This window comes from Tsuneonella troitsensis, from assembly GCF_001441535.1.
Classification (GTDB): domain Bacteria; phylum Pseudomonadota; class Alphaproteobacteria; order Sphingomonadales; family Sphingomonadaceae; genus Tsuneonella; species Tsuneonella troitsensis.
Map to the genome: position 1 here is coordinate 89,804 of NZ_LMAU01000003.1, position 17,782 is coordinate 107,585.

Annotated in this window: 21 protein-coding genes; 5 read left to right on the top strand and 16 right to left on the bottom strand. The window is 66.4% G+C overall.

Features of this window, described 5'->3' with window-relative positions:
- Positions 1 to 39 precede the first annotated feature (39 nt).
- The 15 genes from AR323_RS07210 to AR323_RS07280 are packed head-to-tail and all read right to left on the bottom strand — an operon-like array spanning position 40 to position 12,745.
- Positions 40 to 1,767 (bottom strand): conjugal transfer protein TraN, encoded by a 1,728-nt coding sequence (locus tag AR323_RS07210; protein ID WP_057883300.1) that lies wholly within the window; start codon positions 1,765 to 1,767, stop codon positions 40 to 42.
- Positions 1,764 to 2,513, bottom strand: coding sequence for a type-F conjugative transfer system pilin assembly protein TrbC (gene trbC, locus AR323_RS07215; RefSeq protein ID WP_123321791.1), 750 nt, complete (start codon positions 2,511 to 2,513; stop codon positions 1,764 to 1,766). The genes AR323_RS07210 and trbC overlap by 4 nt, the downstream gene beginning before the upstream one ends.
- Positions 2,510 to 3,523 (bottom strand): conjugal transfer pilus assembly protein TraU, encoded by a 1,014-nt coding sequence (gene traU, locus AR323_RS07220; RefSeq protein ID WP_057883302.1) that lies wholly within the window; start codon positions 3,521 to 3,523, stop codon positions 2,510 to 2,512. The genes trbC and traU overlap by 4 nt, the downstream gene beginning before the upstream one ends.
- The gene (traW, locus tag AR323_RS07225) at positions 3,520 to 4,152 is read right to left on the bottom strand and encodes a type-F conjugative transfer system protein TraW (protein ID WP_123321792.1); all 633 of its coding nucleotides are present in this window, start codon (positions 4,150 to 4,152) and stop codon (positions 3,520 to 3,522) included. Before traW ends, traU begins: the two co-directional genes overlap by 4 nt.
- On the bottom strand, positions 4,149 to 4,658 hold the full coding sequence (locus AR323_RS07230) for a S26 family signal peptidase (protein WP_057883303.1): 510 nt from the start codon (positions 4,656 to 4,658) through the stop codon (positions 4,149 to 4,151). Before AR323_RS07230 ends, traW begins: the two co-directional genes overlap by 4 nt.
- A complete protein-coding gene (locus AR323_RS07235; protein WP_057883304.1) occupies positions 4,655 to 5,035 on the bottom strand; it encodes a TrbI F-type domain-containing protein in 381 nt (126 codons plus the stop codon). The genes AR323_RS07230 and AR323_RS07235 overlap by 4 nt, the downstream gene beginning before the upstream one ends.
- Positions 5,028 to 5,420 (bottom strand): hypothetical protein, encoded by a 393-nt coding sequence (locus tag AR323_RS07240; RefSeq protein ID WP_200956687.1) that lies wholly within the window; start codon positions 5,418 to 5,420, stop codon positions 5,028 to 5,030. The genes AR323_RS07235 and AR323_RS07240 overlap by 8 nt, the downstream gene beginning before the upstream one ends.
- Positions 5,417 to 7,978, bottom strand: coding sequence for a type IV secretion system protein TraC (traC, locus tag AR323_RS07245; RefSeq protein WP_057883305.1), 2,562 nt, complete (start codon positions 7,976 to 7,978; stop codon positions 5,417 to 5,419). The genes AR323_RS07240 and traC overlap by 4 nt, the downstream gene beginning before the upstream one ends.
- Positions 7,975 to 8,550 (bottom strand): hypothetical protein, encoded by a 576-nt coding sequence (locus AR323_RS07250; RefSeq protein WP_200956688.1) that lies wholly within the window; start codon positions 8,548 to 8,550, stop codon positions 7,975 to 7,977. The genes traC and AR323_RS07250 overlap by 4 nt, the downstream gene beginning before the upstream one ends.
- Positions 8,547 to 9,407, bottom strand: coding sequence for a DsbC family protein (locus AR323_RS07255; protein ID WP_057883306.1), 861 nt, complete (start codon positions 9,405 to 9,407; stop codon positions 8,547 to 8,549). The genes AR323_RS07250 and AR323_RS07255 overlap by 4 nt, the downstream gene beginning before the upstream one ends.
- 1 nt (position 9,408) lies before the next feature.
- The gene (locus AR323_RS07260; RefSeq protein WP_057883307.1) at positions 9,409 to 10,716 is read right to left on the bottom strand and encodes a TraB/VirB10 family protein; all 1,308 of its coding nucleotides are present in this window, start codon (positions 10,714 to 10,716) and stop codon (positions 9,409 to 9,411) included.
- The gene (locus tag AR323_RS07265) at positions 10,716 to 11,537 is read right to left on the bottom strand and encodes a type-F conjugative transfer system secretin TraK (RefSeq protein ID WP_057883308.1); all 822 of its coding nucleotides are present in this window, start codon (positions 11,535 to 11,537) and stop codon (positions 10,716 to 10,718) included. The genes AR323_RS07260 and AR323_RS07265 overlap by 1 nt, the downstream gene beginning before the upstream one ends.
- A complete protein-coding gene (locus AR323_RS07270) occupies positions 11,534 to 12,100 on the bottom strand; it encodes a type IV conjugative transfer system protein TraE (protein WP_057883309.1) in 567 nt (188 codons plus the stop codon). The genes AR323_RS07265 and AR323_RS07270 overlap by 4 nt, the downstream gene beginning before the upstream one ends.
- Before the next feature lie 13 nt (positions 12,101 to 12,113).
- The gene (gene traL / locus AR323_RS07275; protein ID WP_057883310.1) at positions 12,114 to 12,401 is read right to left on the bottom strand and encodes a type IV conjugative transfer system protein TraL; all 288 of its coding nucleotides are present in this window, start codon (positions 12,399 to 12,401) and stop codon (positions 12,114 to 12,116) included.
- Between the two features lie 29 nt (positions 12,402 to 12,430).
- Complete coding sequence (locus AR323_RS07280) at positions 12,431 to 12,745, bottom strand: hypothetical protein (protein WP_057883311.1); 315 nt, start codon at positions 12,743 to 12,745, stop codon at positions 12,431 to 12,433.
- Between the two features lie 370 nt (positions 12,746 to 13,115).
- Between AR323_RS07280 and AR323_RS07285 the strand changes: the two genes are divergently transcribed.
- Positions 13,116 to 13,607, top strand: coding sequence for a hypothetical protein (locus AR323_RS07285; protein WP_057883721.1), 492 nt, complete (start codon positions 13,116 to 13,118; stop codon positions 13,605 to 13,607).
- Positions 13,600 to 13,815: a helix-turn-helix transcriptional regulator gene (locus tag AR323_RS07290; RefSeq protein WP_057883312.1), complete on the top strand. Its 216-nt coding sequence runs from the start codon at positions 13,600 to 13,602 to the stop codon at positions 13,813 to 13,815. The genes AR323_RS07285 and AR323_RS07290 overlap by 8 nt, the downstream gene beginning before the upstream one ends.
- A 122-nt stretch (positions 13,816 to 13,937) precedes the next feature.
- Here the strand turns inward: AR323_RS07290 and AR323_RS07295 are convergent, their stop codons facing one another.
- The gene (locus tag AR323_RS07295; RefSeq protein ID WP_057883313.1) at positions 13,938 to 14,336 is read right to left on the bottom strand and encodes a MerR family transcriptional regulator; all 399 of its coding nucleotides are present in this window, start codon (positions 14,334 to 14,336) and stop codon (positions 13,938 to 13,940) included.
- A gap of 79 nt (positions 14,337 to 14,415) precedes the next feature.
- Between AR323_RS07295 and AR323_RS07300 the strand changes: the two genes are divergently transcribed.
- The 3 genes from AR323_RS07300 (at position 14,416) to AR323_RS07310 (ending at position 17,728) form a co-directional block, all read left to right on the top strand.
- Positions 14,416 to 15,078, top strand: coding sequence for a class I SAM-dependent methyltransferase (locus AR323_RS07300; RefSeq protein WP_057883314.1), 663 nt, complete (start codon positions 14,416 to 14,418; stop codon positions 15,076 to 15,078).
- A gap of 62 nt (positions 15,079 to 15,140) precedes the next feature.
- The gene (locus AR323_RS07305) at positions 15,141 to 15,776 is read left to right on the top strand and encodes a cation transporter (protein WP_057883315.1); all 636 of its coding nucleotides are present in this window, start codon (positions 15,141 to 15,143) and stop codon (positions 15,774 to 15,776) included.
- Positions 15,773 to 17,728, top strand: a complete 1,956-nt coding sequence (locus AR323_RS07310; RefSeq protein WP_057883316.1) for an FTR1 family protein — start codon at positions 15,773 to 15,775, stop codon at positions 17,726 to 17,728. Before AR323_RS07305 ends, AR323_RS07310 begins: the two co-directional genes overlap by 4 nt.
- Positions 17,729 to 17,782 lie beyond the last annotated feature (54 nt).

Genomic DNA, 17,782 nt, shown 5'->3' on the forward strand with positions numbered 1-17,782 from the left:
CTGCAAGCGTCCAGAGCGCGAGTTTGATGGCGCCGCGCATCACTGTGCCTCCCTTGCGTAGTAGTCCTGGATTTTCTGCTGGATGATGGTGCTGGTCTCGAGCTCGTCCGGAAGCCGCGCGGCGTCAGTGAACTCGGCATAGACTTCGGAGAAATCCATCTGGCTGAGGTCGAGTCGCGCGAACTCGTCGAGCGTGAAACCCGTACAGGTCTCGGTCTTCGGCTTGCCCCAGGGCTTGGGCAGCTGCCGCCGGCCCTGCTCCTGCAGGATCCGCGAGAGCTTGGACTCAAAGCAGCAGTAAACCTTCTTCTTGGTCAGACACACGCCGAGGAAGCTGTCGGAGCAATAGGTGCCGACATAGGCGCAGAGCCCCTGCGCATCGCGCTCGTGCAGCAGGACTTCCTCGCGATCGCAGCCGAGCGCCACCAGCAGGCTGATCCCGGGGATGAGCGGGAATCCCTTGCCCTTGCAGCAGTTGAGCACGCCGAAGACCTTGGACGAGCAGGTGTTGCGGGTTCCGCGAAACAGCGTCAGCGTTTGCGGGTCGAACTGCCCGCGCGCCTCGTTCATCGCGTGGAGCGCCGTCACCGCATCCTTGAACTCGTCATTCGCCTTGCGCTCGATCGTCTCGCACGAGCCGTCGATGCAGTAGACGTCGCCGTCGCATACATATTGCGTCTCACCCGTTTCACCGGCCTGAAGCGGGCATTCGTAGACACGCTCCCAGGTCTCGCATGCTTCGTCGCCGCTCAAACACTCTTCGCGAACAAAGCGGCAGCTTCCCTGGTCCTCAAGCGCGGAGCAGTCGCTGGCGGCGCTTCGGGTGACGCAGGTATAGCTGTGCTGCCAGGCCCAGCAGGGCCGGGTGACCGCGATGCCGTCCACTATCCGGGTCTGCGGCGCGCTGTCGGTGCAGATTTCCGCGTCGAGCGTGCAATTGCCGTTGCTCGCGAAACCGGCGCACTGGCTCTCGTCGGGGGCGGCAGCTACATCCGTTGTGGCTGTGACTGCATAGGGCGTCCGGCCCGACACCGGAGCGTCGCAGGTCATCTCGGTCAGCGGTTCGCCCGGTTCCGAGCAGAACCGCGTGTAGCCATTGTCGAACCACTGCAGGCAGCGGCCCTCGCGCTCGCCGGTCGCGCGGCAGCTCGCGCCGGCGAAGCCTTCGCAGACTGGCTCGCCCGAATTGTTGAAGTCGCCGAACCTGCTGCAAAGGTAGTGATACTGCGGCCGCCGGGTAACGCTTGCGACGAGCGGAACCCTGCACTGGCCGGCGCTCTGGTCGATCCGCGTGCCGGTATTGCAGGTCGCAAAGTAGGTCCCTGCCGATCCGGCGCCGGGAGGAAGCGGTACGCAGGTTCCCTGCGCGCCGCCTACCGCCATGCCGCTGGTATAATCGAGCGGGGTCTCGCTGATCGTGCGGCTCCGTGCGAGCATGTCCGAGATGTCCTGCGGGTCGAACTCGGCGCGGCTGGCCATGCTGTCGCGGATCGCGCGCAGCGCCGGGTTCGTCGTTGCGGTGGCCCGTGCACGCGCCTCGATCTGCTCGGGGTTCTGCGCCAGGTCCTGCAAGTCGCGCGTCGCCTGCGGATCGTAATTGGGGACGCGGTTCGCATCGACGGGCGCCGAAGCCGCGTCGCGCGCGGTGTCTAGCAGGTCTCTTGCTGTCTGCTTGCCATCGGTTTTGGCCGCCTCGGTGGTCTGTGCGGTGCTCGCGTTCGGCAAAACGAGGATCATGGCGAGCGCGGCGGCAATCATCCGGGTCATGGCCAGTCCCCTTCGAGGCGAGCGAGGTGAAGCCGCGCAAGCGCCGCGCCGGGGCCGCCGCCTCGCGCGAAGGTCTCGAGAACATGGGCGACGCTGACATTGCCCGCGATCCGGTCGTGCGGCGGGACCACGCTTCTGCAATCGAACCCGTCGCACGGGCTGAAATCGGTGCTGAGCATGACGAAGCTCGGCGCGGCCTTTATGTCGAAGGCGCGAAAGAGCCGCGGATCGACGCCGAGCGATCCGGCTTCGCTGCCGTCGCTCCAGATCGCCGCGAGGCGCTTCTTGAAGCCTTCGCTGTCGCCTTGCGGAAACCCGCGCAGGACGGTGACCCCGCCCGCGCGGCCCATGTCGCGCACCAGCGCCCTGAGGGCCTCGGGCGGCATCGACAGCGAGGCGAAGGCGATGAAGCGCGGTCCTTCGCTCAGCGATGCCGTTTCGGCTTGCGCCTGGGCACGGACCATTGCGTCGAAATCGAGCGCATGATTAGTGAGGTCGGTGCCGACGCTCTCGACATAGGCCGCACGGTTGGCCTGCGCGCCGTTCTGCGTGCTGCGCGCATCCTCGGCGAGCACATCGGCCCGCTCGCGCACCGCGGTGGCAAGCGCCTCGGCATCGCCGGCATGTTCGGCTGCGCGCGCGCGGATCGCATCGAGATCGAGATCGCCCGATGCGCTTTGCGCAAGCGCCAGACCGCCAAGCGAGAGGGCGAAGACGAGCGGGAGGAGCAGAAGGGACTTGGTCATAGAGCGCAGCAGTTCCTCTTGCGCCAGACGAGGTATCCCATGTCCTCGCCGATGGCGGGGACGACCTGTCCGGGCTCCTGGAGCGTGGTGGAGGTGCCGATCGGCGGGCAGGCGTAGCGCCCGCTCGTCGCCGGATTGGGATTAGTTGCCTGGAAGCGGTATTGCTGCTTGCGCATCACCGGCATCAGGTATTTGCCGCACAGGCCCTTCGAGCCCATCGTGCCCCACGAGACGAGCTCGCGGTGAAGCTTGTAGGCGAAGCGCGAGAGCACGAGCCGCGAGGCTTGCACGTGCCCGATGGAGGCAGAGACATTGCCGTTCATCGGGTACATCGAGCCTTGGCAGCCCGCGCACCAGAACATCTCGTCGATCGGTAGCTTGGCGGTCGCCGCCGCGCAGTCGGCGGCGCAGGCGGCCAGCGCCAGCGGATTGGCGAACAGGACCGCCTCGGGATTGATGATCGCGGTGAGTTCGCTGTCCTGCCACAGCGGATCGATCTCGGAGATGTAGAGAATGTCGATCGAACCGGGCTCGAGGCAGAGGAAATCGGCGACGATCTCCATCCAGTAGATCAGCGGATAGGCGTACCAGTGGACGTGCCAGCTCGAATAGTACTGGCTCGCCCCGCCGATCGCCGACGGCCCGGAGATCGAACGGAAGCCGATGTCGAAGCCGGGATCGAGCTTCATTCCGCCAAGGTTTACGAAGCACCAGGGCTTCATGCTGACATCGGCGAGCCGCACCGGCTCCCAGAACCCCATCGCGATGCCTGGCCTCAGGCCGCACAGACACACGGGCAGGTCGGGATTGTCGGGATCGGGCCGGTTCGAGGGCCAGATCTCTAGCCCGCCGACCGAGATCGGGAACAGGCACGACCAGCAGATATCGGTGATCGGGTTGACGAAGCTGCCGGTGCACTTGCCCGGCCCGGCATCGGCCGCGGCGGGCGCCGCCAGAGCCAGCGACACGGCAGCGAGCAGTGCGGCGGCGAATTTGCGCAGGGCTCTCATCGCGCTGGCTCCTTCTTCGCGGAAAGCGCGATCTCGCTCACGGCGAGCAGTCGGCCCTGTTGGCGCACGCGCGCGGGCACGGCCCTGATCCCGAAGCGCTCGGTGAGCTTGCCGCCCTGGTCGAAATAGAAGCGGCGCTGGCGGGCCTTCATCAGCTCGAGCGGCGCGCCACTGATGAGGATCAACTTGGCCTGCCGGTCCTGCTTGAGCGCCCAGGCGACCTGCGCCGCGTCGTCGCCGTCGAGGAAGAGGAGGTCGGCGCGTAATACAACGCTGTCGAGCGGGTTGACCGTGGTGCCCGCGGCATGGATCAGCTCGCCCTTCGCGCCCCTGATATCGGCGGCAAGCGTGATCGTCGGATCGAACGACCAGCTGCGATCGTCGATCGCGCGCGCGATCCCGGCGACCGGGTCCGGGCGATTGACGCGCGCCGCCGTGCGTCGCTTCAACTGGTCGTTGAGCTTCGCGGTCTCGCCCGATTTTTCCATCGCGACGAGGCGCGAGTGGATCTGCTCGAGCAGATCGCGCTCGATCACCGGAAAGACCGCGCCTTGCTGGCCGTAGTCGCGCGCCTGAGCGGCAGCCGGCAAAGCAAGAGCGATTGTCAGGACAAGCGGGAGGCGGATCACAGGATCGCCCTCCCGCTGCCGAGGATCTGCCCGGCGCAAACGAAGCCGATCGCACCGTAGCGACTGTCGAGTCCGCGTGGATGATCGGTGCCGGTGTAGTAGCAGTTTGCAGGAATCGTTCCTGCGGGACCTCGCGTCAGGGGTACGCCGAGCCGGGTCTTGCCGAGGCGCTTCGCGACCTTCTCGCCGTTGATGAGGACAGCCATGCCGTGATGCGTCACGACATCGCCGGGCAGGCCGAGCACCCGCTTGCCGAACATCTGCGGATCCGATCCGAAATGGGTTTCGATAAGCGCGCTGGGCGGCGGCTCGAAGAAGACCAGGCTGCCGCGCTCGATGGGCGCGCGCTTGTCCAGCCAGAACGCCCAGTTGGGCAAGCTCGGGCTCGCGTTGAGCAGCAGGGCGTGGTCCTTGCTGAAGGCGTCGAGCGGCGCCCAGGCCAGCGGCAAGGCGCACAGCGCGCAAAGGATAAGCGGGCGGCGCCAGTGAATGGAGGGACGCTTCATCGGCGCGGCTCCTGCTGGAGCTTTGCGGCAATCCGCCGCTCGAGCTCGGGTGTGGCGTCCTCGGCCGCGCCCGCGAGCACCGCCTCGGCGACCAGCACGACCCGTCCGTCGCGGCCCATTTCGGCGACCGACGCTTCGGCGGCCTTCAGATAGGCAAGGCTCGCCGCCTGCACGGCCTGCGGCTCGGCATCGGCGCGCGCGGCTTCGTCGACGAACTTCCCGATGGTCTCGGCGAGACGGACCGTAACGATCCGCGGCGGTGGGTTCTCGGTCACCGCGCGCGTGATCCACGCGGCCCAGAGCAGCGCAGCGGCAAGGCCGAGCGTCGCGAGGATTCCGAGGGCCAGCCTGGGGTGGGGGAGCCGCAGTCTAGTCATGACGCCTGTCTCCTTCGGCGAGACGGCGCTCGAGCCGCCGGAGGAAGGCCGGCAGGCGCAGCAGCGCGTAACAACCCGCGGCAAACAGGAACGCGACCTTGAGGTCCTGGCTGAACAGGTGCCGGGCGACCGGCTCGGCGAGCCGGTAGTGATCGGCAAGGTTGCCGAGCTGCGCGAACAGCAGTCCCAGATCCCACCCCGCGAGGAACAGGAACGCGAACAGCGGCAGGCCGAGCACGACGAGCACGATGTTCATCGCAAATCCCGCGGCCTCGATCAGGACGAGGCAGGTGCCCTGCGCCAGCGACCTCGTGTCGATCTGCCTCGCCCGGCTTTGCCCGCTTGCAATGCGATCGACCGGCGTTTCGTAGTCGAGGACCATCATGCGGCTCCTCGGGCCGAGCCGGCGATCCCCGCGACCTGGCCGATCGCCTTGTCGAGCGGCATGCCGTCGGCGACATGCTTGTGGATCGCGGCATAGGTGTCGGGATCGGACGAGAAGATTGTCGCCGAGAACGGGTCGAGCACGAGCCGGCCGACTGCCTCGATCTCTGGACCCTTGATGTAGACTTCGCTGTATTCGGTGCCCGAGCGCTTGAGACTGCGGATCAGCGTCTCGGTGCGGTCGTCCATTTCGAGCCGTGCTTCCTTGCGGAAATCGGCGATGGTCTCAGCCTTCTGCTGGAGCACCAGCATCCAGTCGCTGTTCTCGAGCGCGGCGCGCGCCCCGTCCGACTTGTAATAGTCGTTGAGCGATTGCGTGGCGGTCGCGAGCGCGCCGCCGTATTTGCGCGCCGTGCGGGCATAGGTCTCGACGAACTCGCCCATCGAACCGCCCTTGAGCATGGCCCAGGCCTCGTCGATCAGCAGCAGCTTCTTCGTCGAGCGCGAAGAGCGGGTCATCGCCTGACCGGTCATGAACATGATCGCCGAGAGGACCACGCTCCGCAGCTCCTCGCGTGAAGCAAGATCGCTCATCTCGAAGACCGTGAAATCGTCCTCGAAGGCAAAGCTCGCCTTGCCGGAGAAGAACCCGGCATAGCTGCCGCCGCGGCAGAACGGACCGATCGCGGTCGCGAGCTCCCTGCCGGCCTCGTTTGTTGTCGAGTGGAGCGCATGCGCGACATCGTCGATGCTGCCGCCGCTGCCGAGGCTGTCCCAGACTTGCGTAATCGCGCGGTCGATGAGGCCGCGCTCGGTATCGCTCGGCGCCGTGCTCGGACGCGCCATCTGCCCGACGATCGCCTTGATCATCGCGAAGCAGTCGAGCCGGTAATCCTCGTCGCTTTGGGCGCGGGCATCGTCGACCATCGAGAACGGGTTGAGCGAGAAGCCCGAGGCGAGCGTGAACTCGACGAAGCGCCCGCCCTGGAGCTTGACCGAGTGCTCGAAGCTGCGGCCGTCGTCGATCACCACGACCTTGGCGCCCGCGCCCCGTAGCGCCGCGCACAGTTCCTGCAGCAGTACCGACTTGCCCGAGCCCGACTTGCCGCAGATGGCGATGTTGTGGTTGCCCGCGCGGTTCTCGAAGGGCGACCAGAAGAAGGGCTGGCCGCGCCGGCCGACGAGCAGCAGATGCGGAATGTCGCTACCGAGATACTCGCCCTGCATCGGCGCGATGTTCGCCGCGGTGGTCGAGAGCATGGTCTTGAGGCGCTTGAGCCGCGTCATGTCCCTTGCGAGCCCATCGGCGAGGCTCAGCGGAAAGGCGGCGATCAGCCCCTGGAGCTGGAGAAAGCGCTCGTCGGCGAGGTCCCAGCCCGCCGCCTTGTAGATCGCCTTGACCACGCGCTCGTGCGTGTCGCCCTGGCCGAGCGGCGAGATCGTGGTCAGGCCGTAGAACAGCTTGACCAGCTTCTTGCCCGCCTGGAGCTCGGCCTGGACATGGCGCCATTCGGCCGATTGCTCGCCGAGCCGGGGCAGGAAGCGCGCGCTCTTCGTGTCCGAGAGGCTGGTGGTGCGCATGAACTTGTAGCCCGCGCGCGCGGCGGCGGCTTCCTGGTCGGGATAGACGAGGCACAGCATTGTCGCCGTGGGGCACGGGAAACGCAGCTTGTCGGTGAACATGTCGCCGATGAGGCGCGCGCATTCCCACGGCGCCCAGCGCTCGGGCGTCGAGCGCACGGCATAGTGGCGCAGATCGAAGCGGTCGGGATAGCATTCGCCGACCTGCGGCACGCCGTCGCGGTCGCGGCCGGTCTCGCGAAAGCGCTCGGTGCGCAGGATCAACCGGTCGTCCTCGACCTCGAGTTCGATGTCGCGGCGGATCGCCTGGAGGTCGAGCGTCTCGTGGCGGTTCCAGTCTACCCGGTCGGGCTCGCGCGCCGTGGTCGGCGAGGTCAGCTCGTCGATCAGCGACAGGAGGCCGTGCGGCTCGAGGCTCGCCGCGTGCAATCCCAGCGAATGGAGCATGCCGAGCAAGCCCTCGCGGCATTCGGTAAGTTCGGCATCGCTCACATTGCCGGGCAGGGGAACGCCCAGCGACAGGATCAGCCGGGTGGCGCGCGCGTGGAACGGAGCATGCGCCGAGCCTGATTGCCAGACCAGATCATACAGCCGCTGCGTGCGCGCCCGCGCGATCGCCTCGTAAATCCCGCCCTGCTCGTAACGCGGCGCGAACCAGGGACCGACCACCGAACCGATCCGGGGCGAAGCGAAATTGAGCACCTGCAGGCAGGCGCCCGCCGGCATCCCTTCGGAGAAGAACTGCCCGAGGATCTCGCCGGTGCGCTCGTCCGCGCCCACCAGCGGGGTCACTTCGAGCACGAAACCCTTCGACGCGCGGTTGCGGTAGAGGCCGGTGCGCTCGTCATAGACCCGGTAGGGCAGCCAGTCCGACAGCATGTCGAGCATCAGCGGCGCACGGGCATGCTCCGCGCGGTCGGTATCGGCGAAAAGGCCGGAGAGCACCGCGTCGCGCGCGGCGCCAAGCGAAAAGCTCACTGCTGGTCTCCTTGTTCTGGGGCTGGTTGGACAAGCGGATGGGGCACCCGGCCGGGGGAGGCGTTACGACCGGGTGCCCCGGGTTCCGGCGCATCTGCGCCGGGTATCGCCGGACCGGGCTGCGAGGGGAGGAACAGCTGGTCCGGCAATTCGGGGAGGTTGGGATCCTGGGAATTCTCGGGCTCCGGCGCGCGAGCGACCGCCTGGCCGATTGCGCGCAGCAGCTCGCCGGTCCCGCTCGGCTGCCGCCAGCCTTCTGCAGCGGGCTCGGGCAGCACGACTTGGACCACGCGCGCCTCGTGCTCGCGTCCTGCTTCGTCGCGGTGCGCGGCAAGCACGATGCGCAGACTGCGACCCACGGACGTCCGGCCCTGTGCGGAAGCGACGGGCAGCGTCTCCTGACCGGCAGCCACACCGGTCGCCTGGGCGTCGATCAGCGAGGTCGGGGCGCAGGTGCCTTCGGGCGCGCGGCAGGCGAAATTGCCCTCGACGTTGCCGCCGAGCGTGGCGCAGCCGGCGAGCAGCGATGCCGCGACAATCCCGCAGGCGAGGTTGCGGATGCGCGCGCTCATGACCGCGGCCCTTTTTCGCCCGCGGCGAACGCGCGCAGCGTCTGGGCATCGCGGAAGCCGTGGAGCACCGCGCCGTCGCTGGCGCGTACAATGACCGGCGTACCGGCAAAGCCGTTGGTCTTCGCGAAGGATTCGTTGGCATCGAGCGCTTTGGCTTTGGCGCAGGATTTGCCGTTGGCCTCCAGCTCGCCGGCATAGGCAGCGTGGAGCGCCTTTGTGGGATCCTTCGCGCAGAGCACCGTCTCGGAGAGCTGCCGGCTCGCCGCGCCGAAGATCGAGATCGGGCGCTCCTCGACCTGGACCTTCGCCTTGACGAGTTCACCCGCAAGGCGCTGGCAATAGCCGCACTGGAAATCCGAGAAGACCACCAGCCTCGCGCCTTTCGGGTTGCCCCAGCGGATTGCGCCCTCGGCGGGCAGGCTCGCCAAGTCGACTTTAGCCGGCGCAACGCTCGAAGTGGTCTCGTTTTGTTCTGAACGTGCCCGGGCGCCGCCCGCGGCCAGCAGATCGGGATTGAGTTCGAGCAGCCGCGCGGCGGTAACATCGCGCCGCTCTTCCATGTCGTAGAGCCGACCCACGAAGAGGTAGCGCGCGGTCTCGTCGATATAGAACAGCGTGTCGCCCGAGACGACCTCACACCACGGGCCGAGCGTGTCGCAGGTCAGCGCGTCGACCGGCGTTTTCGGAAGGCGCAGCTTGAGCGCGGCGGCGACATCGCTTGCGAGACCGGCCGCATTGGCGGGAAGCGCGGTGACGGCGGCGACGCCGAGTGTCAGCACCGTGGCGGCGCCGGTCATCGCGAGCGCGACATGGGCGGCGCGGGCTTTGAGGCCCGGGCGGGTATGCGTAAAATTCATGTTACTTGGTGCTCCTGACATGGACGCCGTCGAGAAAGACGATCTCGACCTCGATGCCGGTCGGCATCTCGACGACGGGTTGGTATTGTTCTGCGCGTTCGATGAGGTAGCGGCTGACCGTGTCGGCGGCGTCGCCCGCGCCCTGGCCGAAACCGCCGGCGAGAATGTCGGTCGGCGACAGCGCCTCGCGCTGGCCATTGGCGCCCACCTGCCCGGTGAAAATGCCGTTGGCATTGGCGGAGAAGCCGCGCCCGAAGCCGCCGACGATCCCGGCGAGCAGCGCCTGCCCGACGAGACTGCCTTCGCGGCTGACCACGCGGCCGCGCACCCCCGACTTGCCGGCAAAGGCGATGAAGCCCTTGACCTCGCTCACCGCGTAGCGGCCGCCGGGCTGCGCGCAGGTCATCCGCGCGAGCTTGACGTAGACCTTCTCGGCCGAGAGGTCGCCGCGCGCCGCGCCGTTGACGAGGCAGCCGGTAAGGTCGGTGGTAAGCAGCCGCTTGCCGCTGACGACCGAGCGTGCGGGACCGGTGATCCTCAGCACCACGGGCAACGGATCGGTCTGGCTGGCAACGCCGGTCGAGGCATCGACCCCGACGATCACCCGCGCCGGGGCATAGGAATTGGGCGGCAGGTAGTCGCGGCTCGCCTCGAGCATCAGAGCAGGCGTGCGTTCGACCGCCGGGCGGCTCTTTGCCTCGCCCGGCTCGCCGAAGCTGAGCGTGCTGAGGCCTCCGGCCTGCGGACCGGACGCAAGCGCGTCGCCCTGTTGCGGCCCCTGTTGCGGCTGCGGCGGCGTGACCCCCGGCCCATAGGTCGGCGGCGGGGCGGCCGGTGCCGGTGGCTCGGCCTGGCGAACCTGCTGCAGCTCGCCACGCAAGGCGGCGTTCTCGGCCGAGATCGCATCGATCGCCGTCTGACCGTCGCTGCGCATCTGCGCGTTTTCGGAACGCAGCGCTTCGAGCTCCTGCTCGATCGCCGGCCGAGGCACTTGCGTTTCCTGGAGATCCTTGATCGCCCGGCCCTGCGCGTCGAGCCGATTGCCGTAGGTGGCGACGAACTCGCGCTGCGAGAGGTTGCGGTTGACGAGACCGCCGGTGTCGATGGTCGCCGCGCCCTCAGTCGCGGCGCCGCCATCGTCCTCGCCGCCAAAGACGATCCACGACCCACCGATCAGGACGAGCGCGCCCAGCCCTGCGAGCAGCAGCTTCTGCCGCCTGGCGATCTGGGTGTTGAGGGTCCGTCGGCCTTCGGCATGACCGGTGTCGTGCTGCGCGCGTTCGGGCGCGGCCTCGGATGCGTTGACCATCACTCGAGCCCTCCAGTGCTGAAGACAAGGAAAGCGCTGGTCGCTTCGCCGGGAGGCAGCGTGTCGCGGCCGTAGGCGAAGGCGAGCGCGCCCGCGGGCGCCTCGCGTTCCTCGCCGAGCGCGATCGGCTCCTTGCCCCGGTTGCGGATGAGGAAGCGCTGGCCGGTCAGCGCGGCCCCGTCGTACTGCGCGACCTGCTGAACCTCGATGGCGCCGGTGCGGCGCGGCCGCGACAGTTCGGCCCGCGCCGAGAAGCCGGGCAGCACCCCATCGCTCGCCATCGCCTCGATCAGACGGATGGCGGCTTCGTTCTGGCCGCTTTCCTGTTCCCATTCGGCCGCCTCGCTGCGGACGAGCGCCGGATTGGTGATGAACAGCTGGCCCGCGTCCACCCCGCCGAGGCGGCAGGCGAACCGGTAAACGTAGCCGGCCTTGCTGGTGGCGAAGAAGCTGACCTTGTCCGAGGCGAACTGCGGCGGCACCGAAATGTAGATGTCGCCGCGCACCGGCTCGTGGGTCACCTGAAAATCGTTGTAGGGAAAGCCGCTGGCGATCTTTGAGACATTGGCGAAGCCGTCCTCGACCAGTGCGATGCGCGTCAGTTCGCCGCGTGCGAGCTCGCAGTCGATCGTCGCGTTGTCCGCCGCCTCGATGAACTGATCCGCATGCGCGGGAACCGCGACCAGCGCGAACGATGCCGCCACGAAGGCCGCGCCGATCGCGCGCAGGCCGCTGTCGGGAATCCGGGTCGCGCCGATACAGAAACAGGCAAGACCGGTCCCGGCGAGCGCGGCGCTCAGCGGCGTGGAAAAGAGGCTCATGATGGCTGCTCCTCGTCTGTGGTAATTTGCTCGAATCCGGTGAGGCCGAGCGAAAGCCCGCGCTTCGCCCAGGCAAAGCGGAAGGTCCGTTCCTGGCTCGCGATCACCTGCGCTCCGACGAAGGTCTTGAGCGTGCCGGTGACGCTTGCGGTGAGGCTCTTGGTGTCGACCGCCATCGAGCGGATCACGAAGGCTTGGCTGACGTCGGAGCCGCGCTGCTCGTCGACGATCCTGACCAGATCGGCCTTGAGACGGCCGTGCGCCGCCGGATCGGCCACTTTGAGGATCTGCTCCATCCAGTAGTCGAGGCTTTCGGGCGAGCGGTTCAGGAGCATCAGCGCGGTATCGCGGGTGACGAGCTCAAGGTAATGCGTATCGATCCCGCCGCTCGAGACGGTCAGCGTCTCGGCGGTGACCGGAACGAGAACCACCTGTTCGTCGCGGGTGATCGCGGCTCCGATGCCCAGCACGCTGGTCGCCGCCAGGATGGCGCTCAGCCCAGCGAAGCGGTTGCGCTGGGCGAGATACCGCTGCGCCTGCGCGTGCGCGAATTCGGTTTGCATGTCTGTCCTCCTCTCACCCGGCCAGCAGGCGGCAATGGGAGGGCGGCGTGGCTTTCAACCCCAGGAAGCTCCCGGGCAGATACCAGTAGGCAGCATGCACCAGTTTCGACCCAGCATTGCCTGCCTTCGCCTTCCGCAGGGCGAACCAGGTCACGACCGATAGGCCCGTGCCGATGATGATGTGCTGCGCAAGAATGCCCCAGGCGAACGGGACGAGAAGTCCCGCGAACTCGTCGATGGTCCAAAAGCCGATGAGCTCCGGATCGTCGAGCCGCCGTGGAACAAGGTATCTGTCGGCCATGATGCCGCCCTCCTGCCGTTCGACCGCTGTCAGATGACCGCGGTCACGACCGAGGTGACGATCGGCACGCCGGTGCCGACGCCGATCCCGACGCCCACCGGCACCGCCACCTGACCGAGCGCAAAGCGCCCCGAGGCCAGTGCAATGAGGCCGCCGGCGAGCGACATGACGGTGATGATCTTGCCGCCCGACCCTTCGAGAAAGTCGGTGAACTTCTGCAGCGCCGGATCGAAAGTGGTGTCCGCGCCCGCATAGGCGGCACCGGCGCAGGCGAACGCTACAATGGCGGGAAGAATATAGTCGCGGCCCCGGGGACGGGCGGCGCTGAGCGGCTTGGTGAGCATCGGGAGGAACTCCGGGAAGGTTGAACATCGAACCAGCGAGCGTGTTCGCTGTATGTTCATTCCTCGCCGCGGAGCTGGGGTGTAGGAAATGGCCGAGTGCGCTTTGGCCCCATCGACCAAGCGAAAAGCGACATGGACGAGGGTCCGGGCCGAGTTTCGCGCTGGCCCTGCGACCAGGTGCGCCAACTTAGCCGCCTTCTGCGCGCGGCGTGCCGCGAACTGCGATCAGCGAGCCGAAATTCGCGCGAATCGCCGTAGGAAGCTGATTCGCTCCTTCCTCTATGTTCTCTTTCCGTTCTTTTCGTTTTCCTACAGGCTTCCTTCGCGGTTAGCCGTCGAGTCGATCACCAACACACGAAAGGATCCATCGATGACCAACATGGCGCTCCTTGCCGAACAGCAGGTTCGCGCCGATCTCGCCCGGCTGCTGCTTGCCGCAGTCGAGGCCAGCGGCCGGACTCGCTGCGATATCGCGCGCGACGCGCAGATTCATAAGGATGCCCTGCGCCGTGTGCTGGCTGGCGAGCGCTCTGCCAGCCTCGGCGAGGCCCTGCGCATTCTTGCCGCGAGCGGCGTTACCCCGCAGGCCCATATCTTGCTGTTCCTCGTCAGCAGCGGCGATCATGCAATTGCCTGGCTGCAATCGGATCTCGCGCAGTTTTTTGAGGATTTTACCGGCGAACTGCCGTCGGCACTCGAGCGTGTCCTGGGAAATCAGGTCCACAATGTGAGGCCGCGTTGGGCCAAGGGAACGGCGCACCGCGTCGCCCGGCTCCTGTCCGACCATATCGAGGAACTCGAACGCAGGGATGCGCTGCTTGGTGACGGTTTCCCCTCCAGCCAGGGAGGCCATCATGGGTGAAGCGATCGATCCTGCAGCGCCTGAGCCGCGCAAGGTCCCGCGCCTTATCCGCCTCCCTGAAGTCAAGCACCGGGTCGGACTGGGCCGATCGACGATCTACCGCTGGATGGCCGAGGGCAGGTTTCCGAAACCGGTCCAGCTTGGGGGCTATGTGGTGGCGTGGCCAGAAGATGAAATCGAGCACTGGATTTCCGCGAGACTAGAATGATCATCCATAACGTCGTCTGGGACAGCGGGCTCAGCTTAATGAGTCGGCTTTTCCGCTCCTGCTTGCCCCGCGGTGGCGTCATCTCCGTGTGTACGCAGGCAATCTGGATGGCGGGCGGGCTGCTAGGCGCCAAGGCTATCCATGATCCGGCATTCTGAAACCAATCCGCCCGCGCAGGAACGAGCGATTTGTTCGAGTTCATCGCGCAGAAGCGCGAGCCTGGCGATTTTTTCGTTCACATCGTCGAGGTGCCGCACCGCGATTTGCGTCACTTCGTCGCATGGTCTTTCAGGATCGTCACCCAGCGCGAGCAGCGACCGGATCTCCTGGGTTTCAAACCCTAGCTTCCTTGCATGCCGGATGAAACGCAGTCGTTCCAGGTCACCCGCACCGTAAGTCCGCCGGCCTGATTGGGTCCGCGCTGCGCGGCGCATCAGCCCGATCTCTTCATAGAAGCGGATCGTGTTGACCTTCGTTCCGGTTGCGGCGGCAAGATCGCCTATCATCAACATCTTCGACATTCCGCTTGATCCTCCAGTCATTGGAGGATGTAGGAGAGCGAAGAGCCGCCGCCAAGGCCGGAGTAGAGACGCCCGCAAGATGGATAGCGACCACTTCACTCCCGCACTGGGAAGACCGGGGCTAACGCGTGCCGATGACCTGGCAATCCGACTCTTGACGCGTGAGACCGTCTGGCGGAGCGAACTTCTTCGACAGGTCGCGCCGCATAACAACGAGACGATCATCGATGTCGGCTGCGGTACCGGAACTTTCGCGCTGATGTTGAAGCGAGCGGCGCCGGGAGCCCGGATTACCGCGATCGATCCGGACCCACACGTGCTCGCACTAGCTCGGAAGAAGGCCGAGGCCGCTGGCATCGAGATCGCCTGGCGGCAAGGGTTTGCTCGGGACGTCGCCGGTCTTGGCGGCAGCTACGACAAGGCCGTGTCGAGCCTGGTCTTCCATCAGGTTCCGCTCGCGGGCAAACGAGAGGGTGTGGCGGCGATGTTCGCTAGCATCAGGCCGGGTGGCGAAGTCCACATCGCGGATTACGCTCACCAAAGCGGCGCGTTGATGCGTGCGCTGTTCCGCCTGACGGTCCAGGGGATCGACGGCCTGGCAGACACGCAGCCAAACGCAGATGGGGCGTTGGAGAGCATCCTTTCCGACTATGATGAGGCCGCCGTCGCACCTCAAGCCGTCGTGCCGACCGCCACCGGTGCGATCAGCCTCTTCCAGGCGATTAAGCCCTTCCGGAATTAATTGCGACACATTCGCAGAAAGGGGCTTGATCCTCCAGCGGCTGGAGGTTGTAGGGAGCGGCAATGGAAGCGAACGAATCAGACGGCTGCGGCTGCACTGGCGACACCAAGCGGGCCCAAACCGATCCCGCGTACCGCCGCGCGCTGTGGTGGGTGGTCATCCTCAATGTGGGCTTTGGCCTCGTCGAGATCGTCGGCGGATTCATCGCCAACAGCCAGGCGCTGAAAGCTGACGCGCTCGATTTTCTCGGCGACGGCTCGATCACTTTCGTCGGTCTGCTCGCTCTCGGATGGGCGGCATCCACCCGGGCGCGAATAGCGATAACACAGGGGCTCTTTCTCGGCGCGCTCGGCCTCGCCGTCATCGCCATGGCCATTTGGCGCGCTCTGAACGCCATTCCGCCGGAGCCCGAGCTGATGGGGGGCATCGGCATCGCAGCGCTGATCGTGAACGTGACCGCGGCCCTGATCCTCGCTCGTTTCCGGGACGGTGGCGACGCACAAGCCCGAGCGATCTGGCTGTTCTCGCGCAACGACGCGATCAACAACGTGGCGGTAATCGCGGCAGCTGCGCTCGTCTTCTTCCTCGACAGCGCGTGGCCCGACATCATCGTGGCTGCCGTAATTGCCGTAATTTTCCTGCAGTCGGCGTGGGAGATCATCCGAGACGCTGGCGGCGAGTTGCGTGCGAAGGCATGACGACTTTCCGCTACCTCAAGGCGTTGGCCCTCGCGCTTCTGCTCGGCTGCGTCCTCGCCGCTCCGGCCCGTGCGCAGACGGCGCCGGCTCAGACCATATGGCGTCTTCTGGACTATATCGCAGTCGATTACGCAGGTGCGGTCTCTGACGGCCGAGTGGTGAACGAGGCCGAATACGTCGAGATGGTGGAGTTCTCCGCGAGCGTGCGCCAGCGCCTCGACGAGCTAGCGCCAACCGAAGCGCGGGCAAACCTGCTGCAAGGAGCAAAGCGACTCGAGGCCGATATCGCTGCGAAGGCGGCCCCGGAAAGCATCGCCACGTCGGCCCGGGAGCTGGGAAGAGTCCTTTTGGCTGCCTACCCGGTGCCGCTTGCCCCGTCGAACCTGCCCGATCTCAGCCGAGGCGCAACGCTCTATGCTCAGAACTGCGCCAGCTGCCATGGATCGATGGGCGACGGGCGAGGTTCGGCGGCAGGCGGCATGGACCCGCCTCCGATCGGCTTCACCGACGAGGCTAGAGCGCGTGAACGGAGCCTCTTCGGCCTCTATCAGGTCATCGAGCAGGGCCTCGAAGGCACGGCCATGCCTTCCTTTGCACAGCTCAGCCCTGATGACCGATGGGCGCTCGCATTCCACGTTGGCCGCTACGCGTATCCAAACAAGCTTGCTCGCTCTGGAGAGACGGCCTGGTCGAATGACGATGCACTGCGCCGACTGATCCCAAACATGACTGCCTTGGCCGGCATGACCCCGGCGCAGCTCGAAGAGAAGCTGGGAGCTGAGAAGGCGCGGGCCGTCACCGCCTACTTGCGCGGCAATCCAGAGGCTCTTTCCGGACCGGAGGGCTCACTCAGTCTGGCCAAGGAGCGATTGCAGGAGGCGCTCGACGCCTATGAAGCTGGTCAACGGGCGAGAGCAACTGACCTGGCGCTTTCTGCCTACCTCGACGGTTTCGAACCCGTTGAGCCGCTCCTGACGGCGCGTGATGCTTCGCTGATGAGGCGGATCGAAGGGGCGATGGCCGAGCTGCGCGCCCGCATCGGCCGCGGCGCGCCGGTAGACGAGGTGCGAGCGCAGGTCGCGATAGTACAGACCCTCTTCACAGACGCCGAAGTTCAGCTCAGCCCCGATAAGGCCAGCGCTGCATCCAGCTTCTTGGGTGCCTTCACCATTCTTTTGCGCGAAGGGCTGGAGGCGCTTCTCCTCGTTATCGCGATGATCGCGTTCCTCAGGAAGGCCGATCGCCAGGATGTGCTGGGCTATGTTCATGGCGGGTGGGTGGCAGCGCTGGTGGCTGGCGTAGCCACCTGGGCGGCAGCGACGTATTTGATCAGTGTAAGCGGGGCGAGCCGCGAGCTGACCGAAGGCTTCGGTTCGATCTTGGCTGCGATAATACTCCTGTCGGTCGGAATCTGGATGCACGGGAAAGCCCAGGCCGGGGCATGGCAGCGCTACATCAACGAGCGGCTCAGCAAGGCGCTCTCGAAGCGGTCTGCCTGGTTCCTGTTTGGGCTTACCTTTCTCGTCGTCTATCGCGAAGTGTTCGAAACGGTTCTCTTCTATGCAACGCTCTGGAACCAGGGCAATTCTGGCGCTGTCGCCGCGGGAGCGCTCGCGGCCATTGTTCTGCTTGCAGTGATCGCCGTCGGAATGCTCCGTTACAGCCGGAAAATTCCGATCGCGAGGTTCTTCGCGTACAGCTCCGCCCTCATCGCCATCTTGGCCGTCGTCCTCGCCGGCAAAGGCGTAGCGGCCCTTCAGGAGGCGGGGTTGATCGACGTGCAGCCCCTCGCACTCGTGCCGCGGATCGACCTGCTCGGCCTCACCCCCACGGTGCAGTCAGTGCTCGCCCAGTTGGTCATGCTGGCCGCGGTGCTGTTCGGCTTCTGGTACAATCGGCGAGTGGCCCGAAAGAGCATCCCGCCCGGCGTCCGCCCCGCCAATTCAATATAATCGCGATGTGGCATTGGGCAAAGCAGCGCGCGTCGGCTGCTGCGGACCGGTTCG